The organism is Streptomyces sp. NRRL S-340, assembly GCF_000720185.1.
Lineage (GTDB): Bacteria > Actinomycetota > Actinomycetes > Streptomycetales > Streptomycetaceae > Streptomyces.
In genome coordinates this window covers 69,179-83,691 of sequence record NZ_JOIY01000024.1, presented here as the reverse complement: position 1 = coordinate 83,691, position 14,513 = coordinate 69,179, and the positions used below count along the sequence as shown (strand labels likewise).

Here is a 14,513-nt window from a genome sequence, read left to right as displayed (position 1 = left end):
AAGAGACGTGACCGTCACCGCGTACACCCTGGCCGTCGTGCTCGACCTGTTCTGCGTCTTCCTCGGGTACCGCTTCCTGTTCCAGCCCGCCTCCGCCGCCGCCGCTTACGGGGCCCCGGCCGATCCGGCCGGCGACGCCGGCGCCTACCTGACGGTCAAGGGCCTGCGCGACGGCACCTTCGGCCTGGTCGGCCTCGCGCTGCTGGCCTTCGCGGGCACCCGCGCCGAGGCCTGGTTCATGCTGTGCGTGGCCCTGGTGCCGCTCGGCGACACCCTGATAGTCCTGCGCCACGGCGGCCCGAAGGCCGTCGCCTTCGGAATCCACTGCGCCACGGCCGTCGTTGTCCTGATCAGTGCCGGACTGCTCTTCGCCGTCTGACGCCCGCGCCCCACCGCGCTCGACCGCGTTCGCCGACCGCCTTCACCGGCCGGCGTCCGCCCCGAACGGCCGAACCCACCGAGGGAGACGCATCATGTCCCTGTTCGTACCGAAGTTCGACGAGTCCGTGATCGTCCGCGAGGCCGAGGCCGAAGTGGTCGGCCGCGCGCCCGCCACCGTGCGGCTGCTGGCCGACAGCAGTGCGACCGGCGGTGCCCTGTCCACCCAGCGCGTCACCCTCGTGGCGGGCGCCGACGGCGCCAAGCCGCACTGGCACGACAACAGCGCCGAGATGTTCTTCCTGCTGGACGGCGCCGCCGACATCCTCTCCGGCGACGAGGTCCTCACCGCCGGCCCCGGTGACCTCGTCGTCGTCCCGCCCGGCAAGCCGCACGCCTTCGCCGCCGTGCCCGGAGCCGACGCCGACCTGCTCATCGTCCTGGCGCCGGGCGTCGAGCGTTTCGAGTACTTCCGCCACCTGCGGCGCATCGCCCTCGGCGAGGTCGCCCCGGAGAGTCTGCTGGAGGTGCAGGACCTCTATGACAACCACTTCCTGAGCAGCGCCGCGTGGGACGCGCGGCGCCGGGGGCAGGCGCAGGGGGAAACCGTTTAACGGCCACGGGGTCCGGCCCCATAGGATTGGGCCAAACCGACTTTCCCAAGCCGATTTGCCCAACCACACACTCACCCAGAGGAACGCTGCATGCCTGGCATCACGCGCGAGGAGGTCGCCCACCTCGCCCGGCTGGCGCGTCTGGAGCTGAAGCCCGAAGAGCTCGACCACTTCGCGGGACAGCTGGACGACATCATCGGCGCGGTGGCCCGCGTCAGTGAGGTCGCCGACCAAGACGTACCGCCGACCTCCCACCCGCTGCCGCTGACGAACGTCATGCGCGCGGACGAGGTCCGTCCGTCGCTCACCCCCGAGCAGGCGCTGTCCGGCGCCCCGGCCCAGGAACAGCAGCGTTTCAAGGTGCCGCAGATCCTGGGGGAGGAGTAAGCAATGACGGACATCATCAAACTCACCGCCGCCGAGACGGCCGGGAAGATCGCCTCCGGTGAGCTGACGGCCGTCGAGGTCACCGAGGCCCACCTCGCCCGGATCGAGGCCGTCGACGAGAAGGTGCACGCCTTCCTGCACGTCGACCGCGAGGGCGCGCTCGCCCAGGCCCGCGCCGTGGACGAGAAGCGGGCGCGCGGCGAGAAGCTCGGCCCGCTGGCCGGCGTACCGCTCGCGCTGAAGGACATCTTCACCACCGAGGGTGTGCCCACCACGGTCGGCTCCAAGATCCTCGAAGGCTGGATCCCGCCGTACGACGCGACGCTGACCAAGCGGCTCAAGGACGCGGACGTCGTCATCCTCGGCAAGACCAACATGGACGAGTTCGCCATGGGGTCCTCCACCGAGAACAGCGCCTACGGCCCGACCGGCAACCCCTGGGACCTCACCAAGATCCCCGGCGGCTCCGGCGGCGGCTCCTCCGCCGCGCTCGCCTCCTTCCAGGCGCCGCTGGCCATCGGCACCGACACCGGTGGCTCCATCCGCCAGCCGGCCGCCGTCACCGGCACGGTCGGCGTCAAGCCGACCTACGGCGCGGTCTCCCGCTACGGCATGGTGGCGTTCTCCTCCTCCCTCGACCAGGGCGGCCCCTGCGCCCGTACGGTCCTGGACGCGGCGCTGCTGCACGAGGTGATCGCCGGGCACGACCCGCTGGACTCCACCTCCGTCGACGAGCCGGTCCCGCCGGTCGTCGAGGCCGCCCGCAACGGCAGCGTGGCCGGCATGCGCGTCGGCGTCGTCAAGCAGTTCCGCGGCGAGGGCTACCAGGCCGGTGTCATCCAGCGCTTCGACGAGTCCGTCGAGGTGCTCAAGGAGCTGGGCGCCGAGATCGTCGAGCTGGACTGCCCGTCCTTCGACCTGGCCCTGTCGGCGTATTACCTGATCGCGCCGTCCGAGTGTTCGAGCAACCTCGCCCGCTTCGACGGTCTGCGCTACGGCCTGCGCACCGGCGACGACGGCTCGCACTCCGCCGAGGAAGTCACCTCCCTCACCCGTGAGGCGGGCTTCGGCCCCGAGGTCAAGCGCCGCATCATGCTCGGCACGTACGCGCTCAGCTCCGGCTACTACGACGCGTACTACGGCAGCGCCCAGAAGGTCCGTACGCTGATCAAGCAGGACTTCGACAAGGCGTTCGAGCAGGTCGACGTGATCGTCTCCCCGACGACCCCGACCACCGCCTTCGCGATCGGTGAGCGTGCCGACGACCCGATGGCGATGTACCTGGCCGACCTGTGCACCATCCCCACCAACCTGGCGGGCAACGCGGCCATGTCCCTGCCCTGCGGTCTCGCCCCGGAGGACAACCTCCCGGTGGGCCTGCAGATCATCGCCCCGGTGATGAAGGACGACCGCCTGTACAAGGTGGGTGCCGCCGTCGAGGCCGCGTTCGTGGAAAAGTGGGGACACCCGCTGCTTGAGGAGGCTCCGTCGCTGTGAGCAACGCACTGTCCAAGGCCAAGGGCTTCAAGAAGTCCAAGTCCGGTACGTACCTGTCCATGGCGACGACCGCCTTCGGCGCCGTCAGCGTCATCAAGCAGGCCAAGAAGGCCCGCACGGAGAGCGACACGCTGCGCCTGATCGACGCCGCCGTGTCGGCCGCCGCCATCGTCACCGGCCTCGCCATCCTCTACCGCGAGCTGAAGCGGCTGGGCGACGACGACGTCCTGCTGGGCTGAGAGGGAAGTTTTCACCGTGACCACCACGACCGACCTGGTGTCGTACGAGGACGCGCTGGCGTCGTACGACCCCGTCATGGGCCTCGAGGTCCATGTCGAACTCGGCACCCGCACCAAGATGTTCTGCGGCTGTTCGACCGCGCTCGGTGCCGATCCGAACACCCAGACCTGCCCCGTCTGCCTCGGCCTGCCCGGCGCCCTCCCGGTCGTCAACGCGACCGGCGTGGAGTCCGCCGTCAAGATCGGCCTCGCGCTGAACTGCTCGATCGCCGAGTGGTGCCGCTTCGCCCGGAAGAACTACTTCTATCCGGACATGCCGAAGAACTTCCAGACCTCCCAGTACGACGAGCCGATCGCCTTCGACGGCTACCTCGACGTGCAGCTGGAGGACGGCGAGACCTTCCGCGTGGAGATCGAGCGCGCCCACATGGAGGAGGACACCGGCAAGTCGACACACGTCGGCGGCGCCACCGGCCGTATCCACGGCGCGTCCCACTCCCTGCTCGACTACAACCGCGCCGGCATCCCGCTCATCGAGATCGTCACCAAGCCGATCGTCGGGGCCGGCGAGCGCGCCCCGGAGGTCGCCAAGGCCTACGTCCGCGAGCTGCGCGAGCTGATCCGGGCGCTCGGCGTCTCCGAGGCCCGCATGGAGATGGGCCAGATGCGCTGCGACGTGAACCTGTCGCTGATGCCCAAGGGCGCCGACAAGTTCGGCACGCGCAGCGAGACGAAGAACGTCAACTCGCTGCGTTCCGTCGAGCGCGCCGCCCGGTTCGAGATCCAGCGGCACGCGGCCGTGCTCTCCTCGGGCGGCACGATCGTCCAGGAGACCCGCCACTTCCACGAGGACACCGGGTCCACGACCTCCGGCCGGATCAAGGAGGAGGCCGAGGACTACCGGTACTTCCCCGAGCCCGACCTGGTGCCGGTGGCCCCTTCGCGCGAGTGGGTCGAGCAGATCCGCGCCGCGCTGCCCGAGCTGCCGCTGGCCCGCCGCACCCGGCTGCTCGCCGAGTGGGGCATCTCTGCCACCGACATGCAGGCCATCCTCAACGCCGGCGCGCTGGACCCGATCGTCGCCACCATCGACGCCGGCGCCGACGCGGCCTCCGCCCGCAAGTGGTGGATGGGCGAGCTGGCGCGCAGCGCCAACGAGTCCGGCAAGAGCCTGGACGAGCTGGCCATCACCCCGCAGCAGGTCGCCCGGGTGACCGAGCTGGTCGCCGCGGGAGAGCTGAACGACAAGCTGGCCCGTCAGGTCATCGAGGGCGTCCTCGCGGGCGAGGGCACCCCGGACGAGGTCGTCGACAAGCGCGGCCTGAAGGTCGTCTCCGACGAGGGCGCGCTGACCGCCGCCGTCGAGGAGGCCATCGCCGGGAACCCGGGCGTCGCGGACAAGATCCGCGGCGGCAAGGTGGCCGCGGCCGGCGCGCTGGTCGGCGCCGTCATGAAGGCCACCCGCGGCCAGGCGGACGCGGCCCGTGTCAAGGAGCTGATCCTGGAGAAGCTCGGCGTCAGCGAGGGCTGAGCCGCCACAGGCGGTGACGCGGTGACCCTGGGGGGACGCATCGGGCGCGATGCGTCCCCCCAGGTGTCTCCCGGCCACCGGTTCCCGGGAAGGGGGCGGATGCCCCCAGGGGCGTCCCTCCGGTCGTCCCGTAGGCGGCCCCGTCGGCCTTCGGCGCCATGGCCGTCCCGTCGCCGCCGCCACCGCCGCCGACCCCGCGTCGGGCCTTGCGGACGCAGCCGCTACGCTCGCCCGCCATGAGTGGACGCGCCGATTCCGAGACGCCGGCACGGATATCCGACCCCGGGACGCCCGCCCGGACAGCCGGTCCAGGGACGCCGGCACGGGCAGCCGAGGCACCCGCACGGTCCTCCGAGACGCCCGCACGGAGCGCGGGGACGCCCGCGCGGGCCCTGCCGAAGGGCGGGACGTCCCCCGCGGCACACGCCGCGCCGTGCGGTCCTGCCGGCCCACCCGCGGCGGACGTCGCCCTGCTGGACGCGGCCCCGCCGCACGAACCCGGCGACGAACCGCCCGAGGGCGTCTCGGTCGCCCGCCGGGCCCGCTGGGTGGCCGCCGGTACCGGCGCGCTGCTGACCCTCGCCGGACTCGGCGCGTCCCTGCTGCGGCTCAGCGGGTCCGCCCCGGCCCGCATACCGGCCGCCTACGCCGTCGGAGCCGTCCTGTGCGCCTGCGCGGCCGTCCTGGGACACCGGGGCCGTACCCGGCGGGCGCTGTGGCTGCTCATCGCCGGGGTGATGGTGATGGCCCTCGGTGACGAGCCCGCCTGACGGTCCCGAGCCCCCGGGGCTCCCGCGAGGCGTGACTCCCCGGTGAATCGGGTCGCAATGGTGTGAGTAAGGCCACGAATGCGGTAAACGATCACATTCGCCTGCAAGAGTGTTTTCACCTTGCTCATGCGTTCTTTGCGGGCTGTTCCGTTCACGGACGACTTTTCCCGGTCAAAGATCACAAAAAGACACTGGGAGCACGTTTCGTGGCAGCCCTCGCGCGCTGGTGTGTCCGGCACCGCCTCGTCACCGTTCTGCTCTGGCTCCTCGCCCTCGGCGGGGTCACGGTCGCCGCCGCCGTCGCCGGCCCCGCGTACTCCAACGACTACGAGGTGCCCGGCACCGAGTCGGGCCGTGCCACCCAGTTGCTGCAACAGGGCTTCCCGGGCCTCGGAGGGGACAGCGACACCGTCGTCTGGCACACCGCGCCCGGCACCGTCCGGGCCGCCGACGTCGAGCAGACCATGACCCGCGTCCTGGACCGCATCGAGTCCCTGCCCTCGGTGGCCTCCGTGACCAGCCCCTACAAGGGCCAGGCCACCCAGGTCACGGACCGGATCAGCCGTGACGGCCACACCGCGTACGCGACGGTCACCTTCGCCCGCCCCGCCCAGGACATCACCAAGACCCAGGCGCAGGCCGTCGTCCGGGCCGCCAAGGAGGCCCAGACCGACGGCCTCCAGGTGGAACTGGGCGGCAGCGCCGTCGGAACCACCCAGTCCTCCGGCGGGCACCTCGCCGAGATCCTGGGCGTCGCCGTGGCCGCCGTGGTGCTCCTGGTGGCGTTCGGTTCGCTCGCCGCGTCCCTGCTGCCCATCGCCACGGCGCTGGTGAGCGTCGGCACCGCCCACGCGGCCATAGGGCTGCTCGGCCACGCCATGACGGTCGCCGACTTCGCCCCCATGCTGGGCATGCTCATCGGGCTCGGCGTGGGCATCGACTACGCGCTGTTCATCGTCACCCGCCACCGCAGAGGCCTCAAACGCGGCCTCTCGGTCACCGAGGCGGCCACGAACGCCGTCGCCACCACCGGCCGCGCCGTGGTCTTCGCGGGCGCGACCGTCTGCATCGCCCTGCTGGGCATGCTGATCCTGCGCCTCGGCTTCCTCAACGGCGTCGCGATCGCCGCCGCGTCCACCGTCGTCCTCACGGTCGCCGCCTCGGTGACCCTGCTGCCCGCCCTGCTGTCCTGGATCGGCCCGCGCGCCCTCAGCCGCCGCGAGCGGCGGCGCCTGGCCGAGCACGGCCCCGAGCCGGAGGTGCCCACCGGGTTCGCCGCCCGCTGGTCGGCCTTCGTGGAACGCCACCCCAAGCTCCTCGGCTCCCTCGCCCTCGCCGTCGTCACCGTGCTCGCCCTGCCCACGCTCTTCCTCCACCTGGGCACCTCGGACCAGGGCAACGACCCCGCCTCGTCGACCACCCGGCAGGCGTACGACCTCCTCGCCGACGGCTTCGGGCCCGGCGTCAACGGACCGCTCACCCTGGTGACCCGCGTGGACGGGGCCGGGGACCGGCTCGCCCTGGACAACCTCGGCACCACGCTGCGCGCCACCGACGGCGTCGCCGCGGTCACCCCGGTGACCTACAACACCGGCGGCACCACCGCCTACCTGAACGTCCTGCCCGACTCCGCGCCCCAGTCGCAGCGCACCAGCGACCTCGTCGACCGGCTGCGCGAGAAGGTGCTGCCGCGCGCCGAGACCGGCACCTCGCTCGACGTGCACGTCGGCGGCGTGACCGCCGGGTACGACGACTTCGCCGGCGTCATCGTCGCCCGGCTGCCGCTGTTCGTCGGTGTCGTCGTGGGCCTCGGCTGCGTCCTGCTGCTGCTCGCCTTCCGCTCGGTGGGCATCCCCCTCAAGGCCGCCGTCATGAACGTCGCGGCCGTCGCCGCGTCCTTCGGCGTCGTCGTCACGATCTTCCAGTGGGGCTGGGGCAGCGAGTTCCTCGGCCTCGGCCGCGCCGGGCCCATCGAACCCTTCCTGCCCGTGATCATGGTCTCGGTCCTCTTCGGACTCTCCATGGACTACCAGGTCTTCCTGGTCAGCCGGATGTACGAGGAGTGGCTGGAGACCGGCGACAACCGGCGCGCCGTCCGGGTCGGCCTGGCCGAGACCAGCCGGGTGATCAACTCCGCCGCGGTCATCATGATCTCCGTCTTCCTCGCCTTCGTGCTCGGCGGCGACCGGGTGATCGCCATGTTCGGCATCGCGCTCGCCGCCGCCGTCGCCCTGGACGCGTTCGTCCTGCGCACCCTGCTCGTGCCCGCGCTCATGCACCTGCTGGGCCGCGCCAACTGGTGGCTGCCGCGCCGCCTGGACCGCGTCCTGCCGCGCATCAGCATCGAGCCGCCCGAGTGCCGCGCCGCCCATGAGAGGCTCGGCGACGTCATGGCGGAACTCGCGAAGGAGCGGGAAACGGATGTACGCGATATCCCTGGGTGACGGCGCCGAACTGCGGCCGCTGGAACCCTGGTACGCCCAGGACTTCCTCGCCCACCTCGACCGCGGGCGCGCGTTCATCAACCGGCACGTCCCGTTCGCGGCGCACGCCACCGACGTGGACTCCGCCCGCGCCGTCCTCCAGTCGTACGCCGACAAGCGCGCCGCCGACCGCGGCTTCCTGCACGGACTGTGGCTGGAGGGGACCCTGGTCGGCGGGCTGCTGTTCCCCGCCTTCGACGCGGCGACCGGCACGTGCGAGATCGGCTGCTGGCTAGAACCGGAGGGCACCGGCCGGGGGCTGGTCACCCGTGGGGCCCGGGTCCTGCTCGACTGGGCGTTCGACGAGCGCGGCATGCACCGCGCGGAGTGGCACGTGTCGTCGGCCAACGAGGCGAGCATCAACGTCGCGCGGCGCCTGGGCCTGACCCGTGAGGGCGTGCTCCGCGAGCACTACCCCTACCGGGGCGTCCGCCAGGACACCGAGATCTGGGCCGTCCTCGCCCCTGAGTGGCGGGCGACCCGCGCGCGTACCGGGGTCGGCGACCGTTGAGAGCTGCGAACGAAACGGGCGCCCGGCTCGCGGCGTCCGGCGCCTTGCGCTCGCACCCACCGGACGCCGCGAGCTGATCGGACTCCCGTTTCCTTCGCAGCTCTTAAGGGCCCTCTCAGACTGCGTCCGTACGGTGCCCGCATGGGAACCAGGACCGCAGACGAGGCCCGAGCCACCACCGGCACCGAGGCGACGGACGAGACGGAGGCGAAGCGCGAGACGCAGGCGCGGAACCCGGCGCAGCAGCGGACGGAGCGGACGGCGGCAGCCGGCCGGGCGACCGCGCCGGAGCAGACGAACGAGGCCGAGGCCGACGAGGCCGACGAGGCGGAGACCGGGGTGAGGGGTGCCGCCGGGGCGGCAGGTGCGGCAGGTGCGGCAGAGAGGGACCGGGAAGCCGGTGAGCCCAGGGAAGCCGGTGGGACCGCCGCCGAGTCCGCCACCGCGACCGGCGGGGCCGGTCACGCCGATCCCGGGGCCGGTACCGAGGAAGCCGGTGCCGAGGCCGCCGGGTCCGGGAAGGCGGCCCCCTCGGGCGTGGGGCAGGGCGCCGGCGCCGTCGTGTCCGCCGCCCTGGGCCTCGTCTCCCTCAGCGGCAGCTGGCTCGGCACCGTCGCCGGTGCCCGCGAGCAGTTGACCGGCCAGTTGCGGACCTCCACCTCCGCGAGCGTCGCCACGCAGATCAAGGAGGTCTACGGCGACGCCTGGCACACCACCGCCCTGTGGGGCGGCCTGTTCGCGCTGCTCGCCCTGATCGTCGGTGCCGCGGTGCTCGCCCGGCCCGCGTTCGGCGCCCCGGGCAGGCCGCAGGCACCCTGGACCAGGTCGGTCGCCTGGGCGGGCGTCGCCCTCGGTGCCCTCGGTCTGCTGCTGGCCGTCCTGAAGTACACCGACGTCCTGCTCGGGCTCCCCTCCGCCTGAGTCCGGCGACCGTGCCCCCGGCCCGTGGGTTACATGAACGCCGTAAGGACCTCAGAGACGGCTCTGAGGCCCCCGCGCGCGACTAAGGACTGCGAACAGAACGGGCGCCCGGCTCGCGGAAGCCCGGCAACGCCGCGAGGGCGTGTGCCGGACGCCGCGAGCCGATCGCACTCCCGTTTCTCCGCAGCTCTAAGGCCCCGTGCGCGCAGAAGATGCGGAACTCGCCCGATGCGGGCCGCCCACCTGGGCGGCGAAGGTGGTGTCCGGCACCGCGAGAAGCGTGGCCGGACACCACCTCACCAGGGGAGACACCATGTTCATGTACGAGTTCCACGAGCTGCGCTCCAGCGAACTGCGCCGCCAGGCCGAACAGGAGCGCCTGGCCCGGTCGGTGCTCCGCCACCGCCGCTCCGCCCGCCGCGATGCCTCCCAGGAGGCACCGGAGGCCGAGGCGCATAGCGACGGCCCCCGCCGGCACCGGTTCACCAGGGCCGCGTGAGGACAGGGCCGCGGGAGGCGTCCGGCCCCCAGGAACAGGGCCGGCGCCTCCCGCCGGGCGGCGACACGAAAACCCGTCCCGCACTGTCGTACCTCCGTGCGATGCTCGGGCCCGTGGAGACCAGGTCTGTCAGTCCGGTGTTCGTGGGCCGCTCGAACGAGCTGGACACGCTGCACGACGCACTCACCAGCGCGAACGCGGGCGAGCCGCGGACCCTGCTGATCGGGGGCGAAGCCGGCGTCGGCAAGACGCGGCTGACCGAGGAGTTCGCCGCCGCCGCCACCCGCCGGGGCGCGGTCGTCGCGGTCGGCGGCTGTGTGGAGATGGGCGCCGACGGGCTGCCCTTCGCCCCGTTCTCCACCGCGCTGCGCGCCCTGCGCCGCGAACTGCCCGACGCGTTCGAGGCGGCGACCCGCGGCCAGCAGGAGGAGCTGGCCCGGCTGCTGCCCGAACTCGGCGAGCACCCCGCACCGCGCGGCACCGGCCGGCACGACGAGGAGGGCATGGCCCGCCTCTTCGAACTCACCGCCCGCCTGCTGGAGCACATCGGCGCCGGACACACGGTGGTCCTCGTCCTGGAGGACCTGCACTGGGCGGACGCCTCCACCCGGCACCTGCTCACCTACCTGTTCCGCATCCTGCGCACCGGACGGCTGGTCGTCCTGGCCACCTACCGCTCCGACGACATCCACCGCCGCCACCCGCTGCGCCCCCTGCTCGCCGAACTCGACCGGCTGCGCACCGTCTGCCGGCTCGAACTGGACCGCTTCACCCGGCCCGAGGTGTGCCGCCAGATCGCCGGCATCCTCGCCACCGAACCGGACCCCGCCCAGGTCGACCGCATCTTCGAACGCTCCGACGGCAACGCCTTCTTCGTCGAGGAACTCGCCGTCTGCGCCCACGAGGGCTGCGCCGACGACCTCAGCGACTCCCTGCGCGATGTGCTCCTGGTCCGTGTCGAAGCCCTGCCGGAGGCCGCCCAGAGGGTCGTCCGGATCGCCGCGGAGGGCGGGTCCACCGTCGAGTACCGGCTGCTCGCCGCCGTCGCCCGGCTCGGCGAGGACGACCTCATCGAGGCACTGCGGGCCGCCGTGAACGCCAACATCCTCACCGCCGCCCCCACCGGCGACGGCTACCGCTTCCGGCACGCCCTGGTCCGCGAGGCCGTCGGCGACGACCTGCTGCCCGGTGAACGCTCCCGCCTCAACCGCCGCTACGCCGAGGCACTGGAGGACGATCCGTCCCTCGTCGCCGCCGACCAGCGCGTCATGCGGCTGGCCAGCTACTGGTACCACGCCCACGACCCGGCCAAGGCCCTGCCCGCCGTCCTGGAAGCCTCCGTCACCGCTCGCGCCCGGCACGCCTACAGCGAGCAGCTCGGCCTCCTGGAACGGGCGATGGAACTGTGGGACGTCACCCCCGAGGACGTACGGGAGCGGCTGCGCCCCGCGGACTACACCGAGGTCCGCCCGCCGTGCGGCAGCGATCCCGCCATCACCCCGCTGCGCTACCTCGACCTCATGGCCGAGGCCGCCGTGGCGGGCCGCTTCTGCGGGGAGCGGGACCGCGCCATGAAGATCATCAAGCGGGCGCTGCGCCTGCTGGACGAGGAGCACGACCCCCTGCGGGCCGCCTGGTTCTGGGTCCAGCGCTCCCGCCTGGTCCAGGCGAAGGCCCAGGGCAACGGCCGGCGGGAACTGGCCCGCGCCCAGGACCTGGTGCGCGGCCTGCCGCCGTCCGAGGTGCACGCCGAGGTGCTCGCCAACGTCGCCAACTGGTCGATGGTCCACGAGCCCGGTCCCGAGGCCTTCTCGGCCGCCGAGCGGGCCGTGGAGTACGCGCGCATGGTCGGCGCCTGCGAGATCGAGATGACCGCCCGGCTGACCCTCGGCGGTCTCATGGTCCAGGCGGGCGACGTCGACGCGGGACTCGCCGAGATGCACGAGGTCAACCGGCGCACGGTGCAGGACGGCATCACCGCCGTCGCCGGCCGCTCCTACGTCAACCTCCCCTCCGAGCTGGAGTCCGTGGGCCGCTCCCGCGAGGCCGTCCCGCTGCTTGAGAAGGGCGTCGCCTACACCCGGCGCTACGGTCTGCTCGACCACGAGGCCTGGGTGTGGGGCAACCTCGCCGAGTCCCTGTTCACCCTGGGCCGCTGGGAGGAGGCGGCCGAGGCCGCCTCCCGGTCGCGGCGCGTGGGGCGGAGCGCCAAGCCGCGCGCCTTCCACGCCCGCATCCGCGCCGAACTCGCCCTCGCCCGCGGCGATCTGGCCGAGGCCGCCGCGCAACTCACCGACGGACGCTCCTGCTTCGGCACGCACGACTGCGCGCCACAGCACACCCTTCCCCTGGTCCGCATCGCGATCGGTGTCGCGGCGGGGGAGGGCCGCCTGCTGGACGCCCGCGCCGAACTCGACCGCGCCCTGGCGGACGGCTTCCCGCCCGGCACCCAGCGCTACGGCTGGCCCCTGCTGCTCACCGCCGCCACCGTCGAGGCCCGCACGGCCGGACTGCCCGCCGCCGGCCCGGGCCGCCCCGACGCCCTCGCACGCATCCGCGCGGCCGCCAAGTCACTGACCGTGAACGTGCCCGTCTGGGAGGCGTACGAACGCTGGGTACGCGCCGAACTGCTGCGCGCCGAGGGGCACGTCCGCCCCGAGGACTGGGCCGGGATCGTCGCCGCCTTCGAGACCCTGGAGCGCCCCTACGACCTCGCCCGGGTCCGGCTGCGGCTGGCCGAGGCGCTGCTCCTGGCCGGCGAGGACCGGCGGGAGGGCGCCACGGAACTGCTCCGGCTGGCCCAGGCGGTCGCCGGCCACCTCCGCGCCCGTCCGCTCGCCGACTCCGTCGCCCTGCTCGCCCAGCGTGCCCGTCTCTCCCTGGCCCCGCCCGCCCAGCCGTGCGCGGTCCCCGAGGACCCCGCCGAGTCCCTCGGTCTCACCAGCCGGGAACGCGACGTGCTGCGGCTGGTCTCCCTCGGCCGCACCAACCGCCAGATCGCCGAGGAACTGTTCATCTCGCCCAAGACGGCCAGCGTCCACGTCTCCAACATCCTCGCCAAGCTCGGCGTCTCCGGCCGGGGCGAGGCGGCGGCGGTGGCGCACCGCCTGGAGCTGTTCCCCGGCGACACGCTCGCCGCCCCGGCGGCCGGCTGAGTCGTACGGTGGAAGCGGGACCGGGAGGGAGGGGCCGTGTTCAACGTCTTCGAGGAACTGTTCGCCCCAGGGCGCAAACACACCCGCGACGAACAGAAGCGGCTGGAACTGACCCGTGAGGACGTCGGGGACGGCGATCCCGGGCGGGGGCCGATCGATCTGGCCTCGGGAAAGGTCGTCGTACGGCCGCCGGGGCGCGAGAAGGCGTCCGGGGCGGATGCCGGCCCCGGGGCCGGGGCCGGGCCCGGCGGGGAGTGAGCCCCGCCGTTCACCTCACCTCCAGTTCCAGGATCCGGTCGTCGCCCTTCTTCGGCGAGCCCCGGCCGTCGGTGTTGCTCGTGATCAGCCAGAGCCTGTGGCCGCCCGCCGCGGCGACCGTGCGCAGGCGGCCGAACTCGCCGGTGAGGAAGGCCTGGGGCGGGGCCGACGACGCCGTCCCCTTCAGGGGGATCCGCCACAGGCGCTCGCCCCTCAGACCCGCCATCCACACCGAACCGTCGGCGTAGGCGATGCCGCTCGGAGAGGCCTGACCGGTGTGCCACTGGGCGACGGGGTCGCGGTACCGGGCGTCACCGGACCTGCCCTCCGCGCCGGGCCAGCCGTAGTCGCCGCCCGGGGCGATCGCGTTCAGCTCGTCCCAGGTGTCCTGGCCGAACTCCGAGGCGAACAGCCGCTGCTTGCCGTCCCAGGCGAGGCCCTGCACATTGCGGTGGCCGTAGGAGTACACCGGGGAGCCGGGGAAGGGGTTGCCCGGTGCCGGTTCGCCCTCCGGGGTCAGGCGCAGGATCTTGCCGCCCAAGGACTTCCGGTCTTGGGCCAGAGCGCGCTCGCCGCTGTCGCCCGTCCCCGCGTACAGCATGCCGTCGGGGCCGAAGGCGATCCGGCCGCCGTTGTGGACGAGGCCCTTGGGGATGCCCTTGAAGACCGTGTCGGGCGCGCCCAGTTGTTCTCCGGGGGGTTTCTTCTCGTCGTACAGCATCCGGACGATGCGGTTGTCCGACGCCGAGGTGAAGTAGGCGTAGACCATGTGGTCGGAGGCGTAGTGCGGGGAGAGGGCGATGCCGAGGAGGCCGCCCTCGCCCTGCGGTGCCACTCCGGAGACCGTGCCCAGCTCCGTCTTCCGCCCCGTCGTCTCGTCCACGCGGGTGAGCGTCGCCCGGTCACGGGAGGAGACGATGAGGCCACCGCCCGGAAGCGGGGCCAGGCCCCACGGCGAGTCGAGTCCCTCGGCGACCGTGCGCAGCACTTTCACGGACCCTTCGGCCGGTGGCGTGCCCTCCCCGGCGGGCCGTGCGGGGGAGGAGGACGCCACCGCCGGACGGGGCGGGGCGCTCCGGCCGCCGGGCGGCGGTCCCCCGGAGGAGCACCCGGCGGTCAGCAGCAGTGCGGCGGCGGCCAGCACGCCGGTCACAGCCCGAGCCTGAGCCTGCACGATCACGTCCTTTCGACGCGGCGGTCGCTGCTTCTCATACACCGCCCGCGCCTCCCGGGTTCCCGGTCGCCCGCACCCCACGCGGATCCGGATCCG

Annotated in this window: 14 protein-coding genes; 13 read left to right on the top strand and 1 reads right to left on the bottom strand. The window is 73.0% G+C overall.

Translation table 11 applies throughout. The annotated features are described in order from the left end of the window. The first annotated feature begins 7 nt into the window (after positions 1-7). The 13 genes from IG64_RS19880 (at position 8) to IG64_RS19820 (ending at position 13,243) form a co-directional block, all read left to right on the top strand. The gene (locus IG64_RS19880; RefSeq protein WP_037858092.1) at positions 8-379 is read left to right on the top strand and encodes a DUF4267 domain-containing protein; all 372 of its coding nucleotides are present in this window, start codon (positions 8-10) and stop codon (positions 377-379) included. Positions 380-473: 94 nt separating this feature from the next. Beyond that, positions 474-992, top strand: a complete 519-nt coding sequence (locus IG64_RS19875) for a cupin domain-containing protein (RefSeq protein ID WP_037858091.1) — start codon at positions 474-476, stop codon at positions 990-992. Positions 993-1,082: 90 nt separating this feature from the next. Continuing rightward, positions 1,083-1,379, top strand: coding sequence for an Asp-tRNA(Asn)/Glu-tRNA(Gln) amidotransferase subunit GatC (gene gatC / locus IG64_RS19870; RefSeq protein WP_006130840.1), 297 nt, complete (start codon positions 1,083-1,085; stop codon positions 1,377-1,379). Positions 1,380-1,382: 3 nt separating this feature from the next. Further along, positions 1,383-2,876 carry an Asp-tRNA(Asn)/Glu-tRNA(Gln) amidotransferase subunit GatA gene (gene gatA, locus IG64_RS19865; RefSeq protein ID WP_037858087.1) on the top strand — a complete coding sequence of 498 codons (1,494 nt, stop codon included), beginning with the start codon at positions 1,383-1,385 and terminating at the stop codon, positions 2,874-2,876. Beyond that, positions 2,873-3,115, top strand: coding sequence for a hypothetical protein (locus IG64_RS19860; protein WP_037858086.1), 243 nt, complete (start codon positions 2,873-2,875; stop codon positions 3,113-3,115). Before gatA ends, IG64_RS19860 begins: the two co-directional genes overlap by 4 nt. A 16-nt stretch (positions 3,116-3,131) precedes the next feature. Continuing rightward, complete coding sequence (gatB, locus tag IG64_RS19855) at positions 3,132-4,646, top strand: Asp-tRNA(Asn)/Glu-tRNA(Gln) amidotransferase subunit GatB (protein WP_037858085.1); 1,515 nt, start codon at positions 3,132-3,134, stop codon at positions 4,644-4,646. A 470-nt stretch (positions 4,647-5,116) separates the two neighbouring features. Further along, complete coding sequence (locus tag IG64_RS19850; protein WP_051813125.1) at positions 5,117-5,416, top strand: hypothetical protein; 300 nt, start codon at positions 5,117-5,119, stop codon at positions 5,414-5,416. 206 nt (positions 5,417-5,622) lie between these two features. Next, positions 5,623-7,860, top strand: a complete 2,238-nt coding sequence (locus tag IG64_RS19845) for an MMPL family transporter (protein ID WP_037858084.1) — start codon at positions 5,623-5,625, stop codon at positions 7,858-7,860. After that, positions 7,838-8,410: a GNAT family N-acetyltransferase gene (locus IG64_RS19840; RefSeq protein WP_037858081.1), complete on the top strand. Its 573-nt coding sequence runs from the start codon at positions 7,838-7,840 to the stop codon at positions 8,408-8,410. The genes IG64_RS19845 and IG64_RS19840 overlap by 23 nt, the downstream gene beginning before the upstream one ends. Positions 8,411-8,551: 141 nt before the next feature. Further along, positions 8,552-9,331: a hypothetical protein gene (locus IG64_RS19835; RefSeq protein ID WP_037858078.1), complete on the top strand. Its 780-nt coding sequence runs from the start codon at positions 8,552-8,554 to the stop codon at positions 9,329-9,331. Between the two features lie 199 nt (positions 9,332-9,530). After that, positions 9,531-9,830, top strand: a complete 300-nt coding sequence (locus tag IG64_RS43095) for a hypothetical protein (RefSeq protein WP_324609585.1) — start codon at positions 9,531-9,533, stop codon at positions 9,828-9,830. A 101-nt stretch (positions 9,831-9,931) separates the two neighbouring features. Then, positions 9,932-12,985, top strand: a complete 3,054-nt coding sequence (locus tag IG64_RS19825) for a helix-turn-helix transcriptional regulator (RefSeq protein ID WP_037858076.1) — start codon at positions 9,932-9,934, stop codon at positions 12,983-12,985. 36 nt (positions 12,986-13,021) lie between these two features. Then, positions 13,022-13,243 carry a DUF6191 domain-containing protein gene (locus IG64_RS19820; RefSeq protein ID WP_037858075.1) on the top strand — a complete coding sequence of 74 codons (222 nt, stop codon included), beginning with the start codon at positions 13,022-13,024 and terminating at the stop codon, positions 13,241-13,243. 10 nt (positions 13,244-13,253) lie between these two features. Here IG64_RS19820 and IG64_RS19815 read toward each other — a convergent pair whose 3' ends face one another. After that, positions 13,254-14,417, bottom strand: coding sequence for a PQQ-dependent sugar dehydrogenase (locus IG64_RS19815; RefSeq protein ID WP_234438563.1), 1,164 nt, complete (start codon positions 14,415-14,417; stop codon positions 13,254-13,256). Positions 14,418-14,513: the final 96 nt, after the last annotated feature.

What these genes read in the sequence shown, in the direction of transcription:
- IG64_RS19875 (WP_037858091.1), top strand. Translation starts at nt 474, where the DNA reads ATGTCCCTGTTCGTACCGAAGTTCGACGAGTCCGTGATCGTCCGCGAG.
- gatC (WP_006130840.1), top strand. Translation starts at nt 1,083, where the DNA reads ATGCCTGGCATCACGCGCGAGGAGGTCGCCCACCTCGCCCGGCTGGCG.
- gatA (WP_037858087.1), top strand. Translation starts at nt 1,383, where the DNA reads ATGACGGACATCATCAAACTCACCGCCGCCGAGACGGCCGGGAAGATC.
- IG64_RS19840 (WP_037858081.1), top strand. Translation starts at nt 7,838, where the DNA reads ATGTACGCGATATCCCTGGGTGACGGCGCCGAACTGCGGCCGCTGGAA.
- IG64_RS19835 (WP_037858078.1), top strand. Translation starts at nt 8,552, where the DNA reads ATGGGAACCAGGACCGCAGACGAGGCCCGAGCCACCACCGGCACCGAG.
- IG64_RS19825 (WP_037858076.1), top strand. Translation starts at nt 9,932, where the DNA reads ATGCTCGGGCCCGTGGAGACCAGGTCTGTCAGTCCGGTGTTCGTGGGC.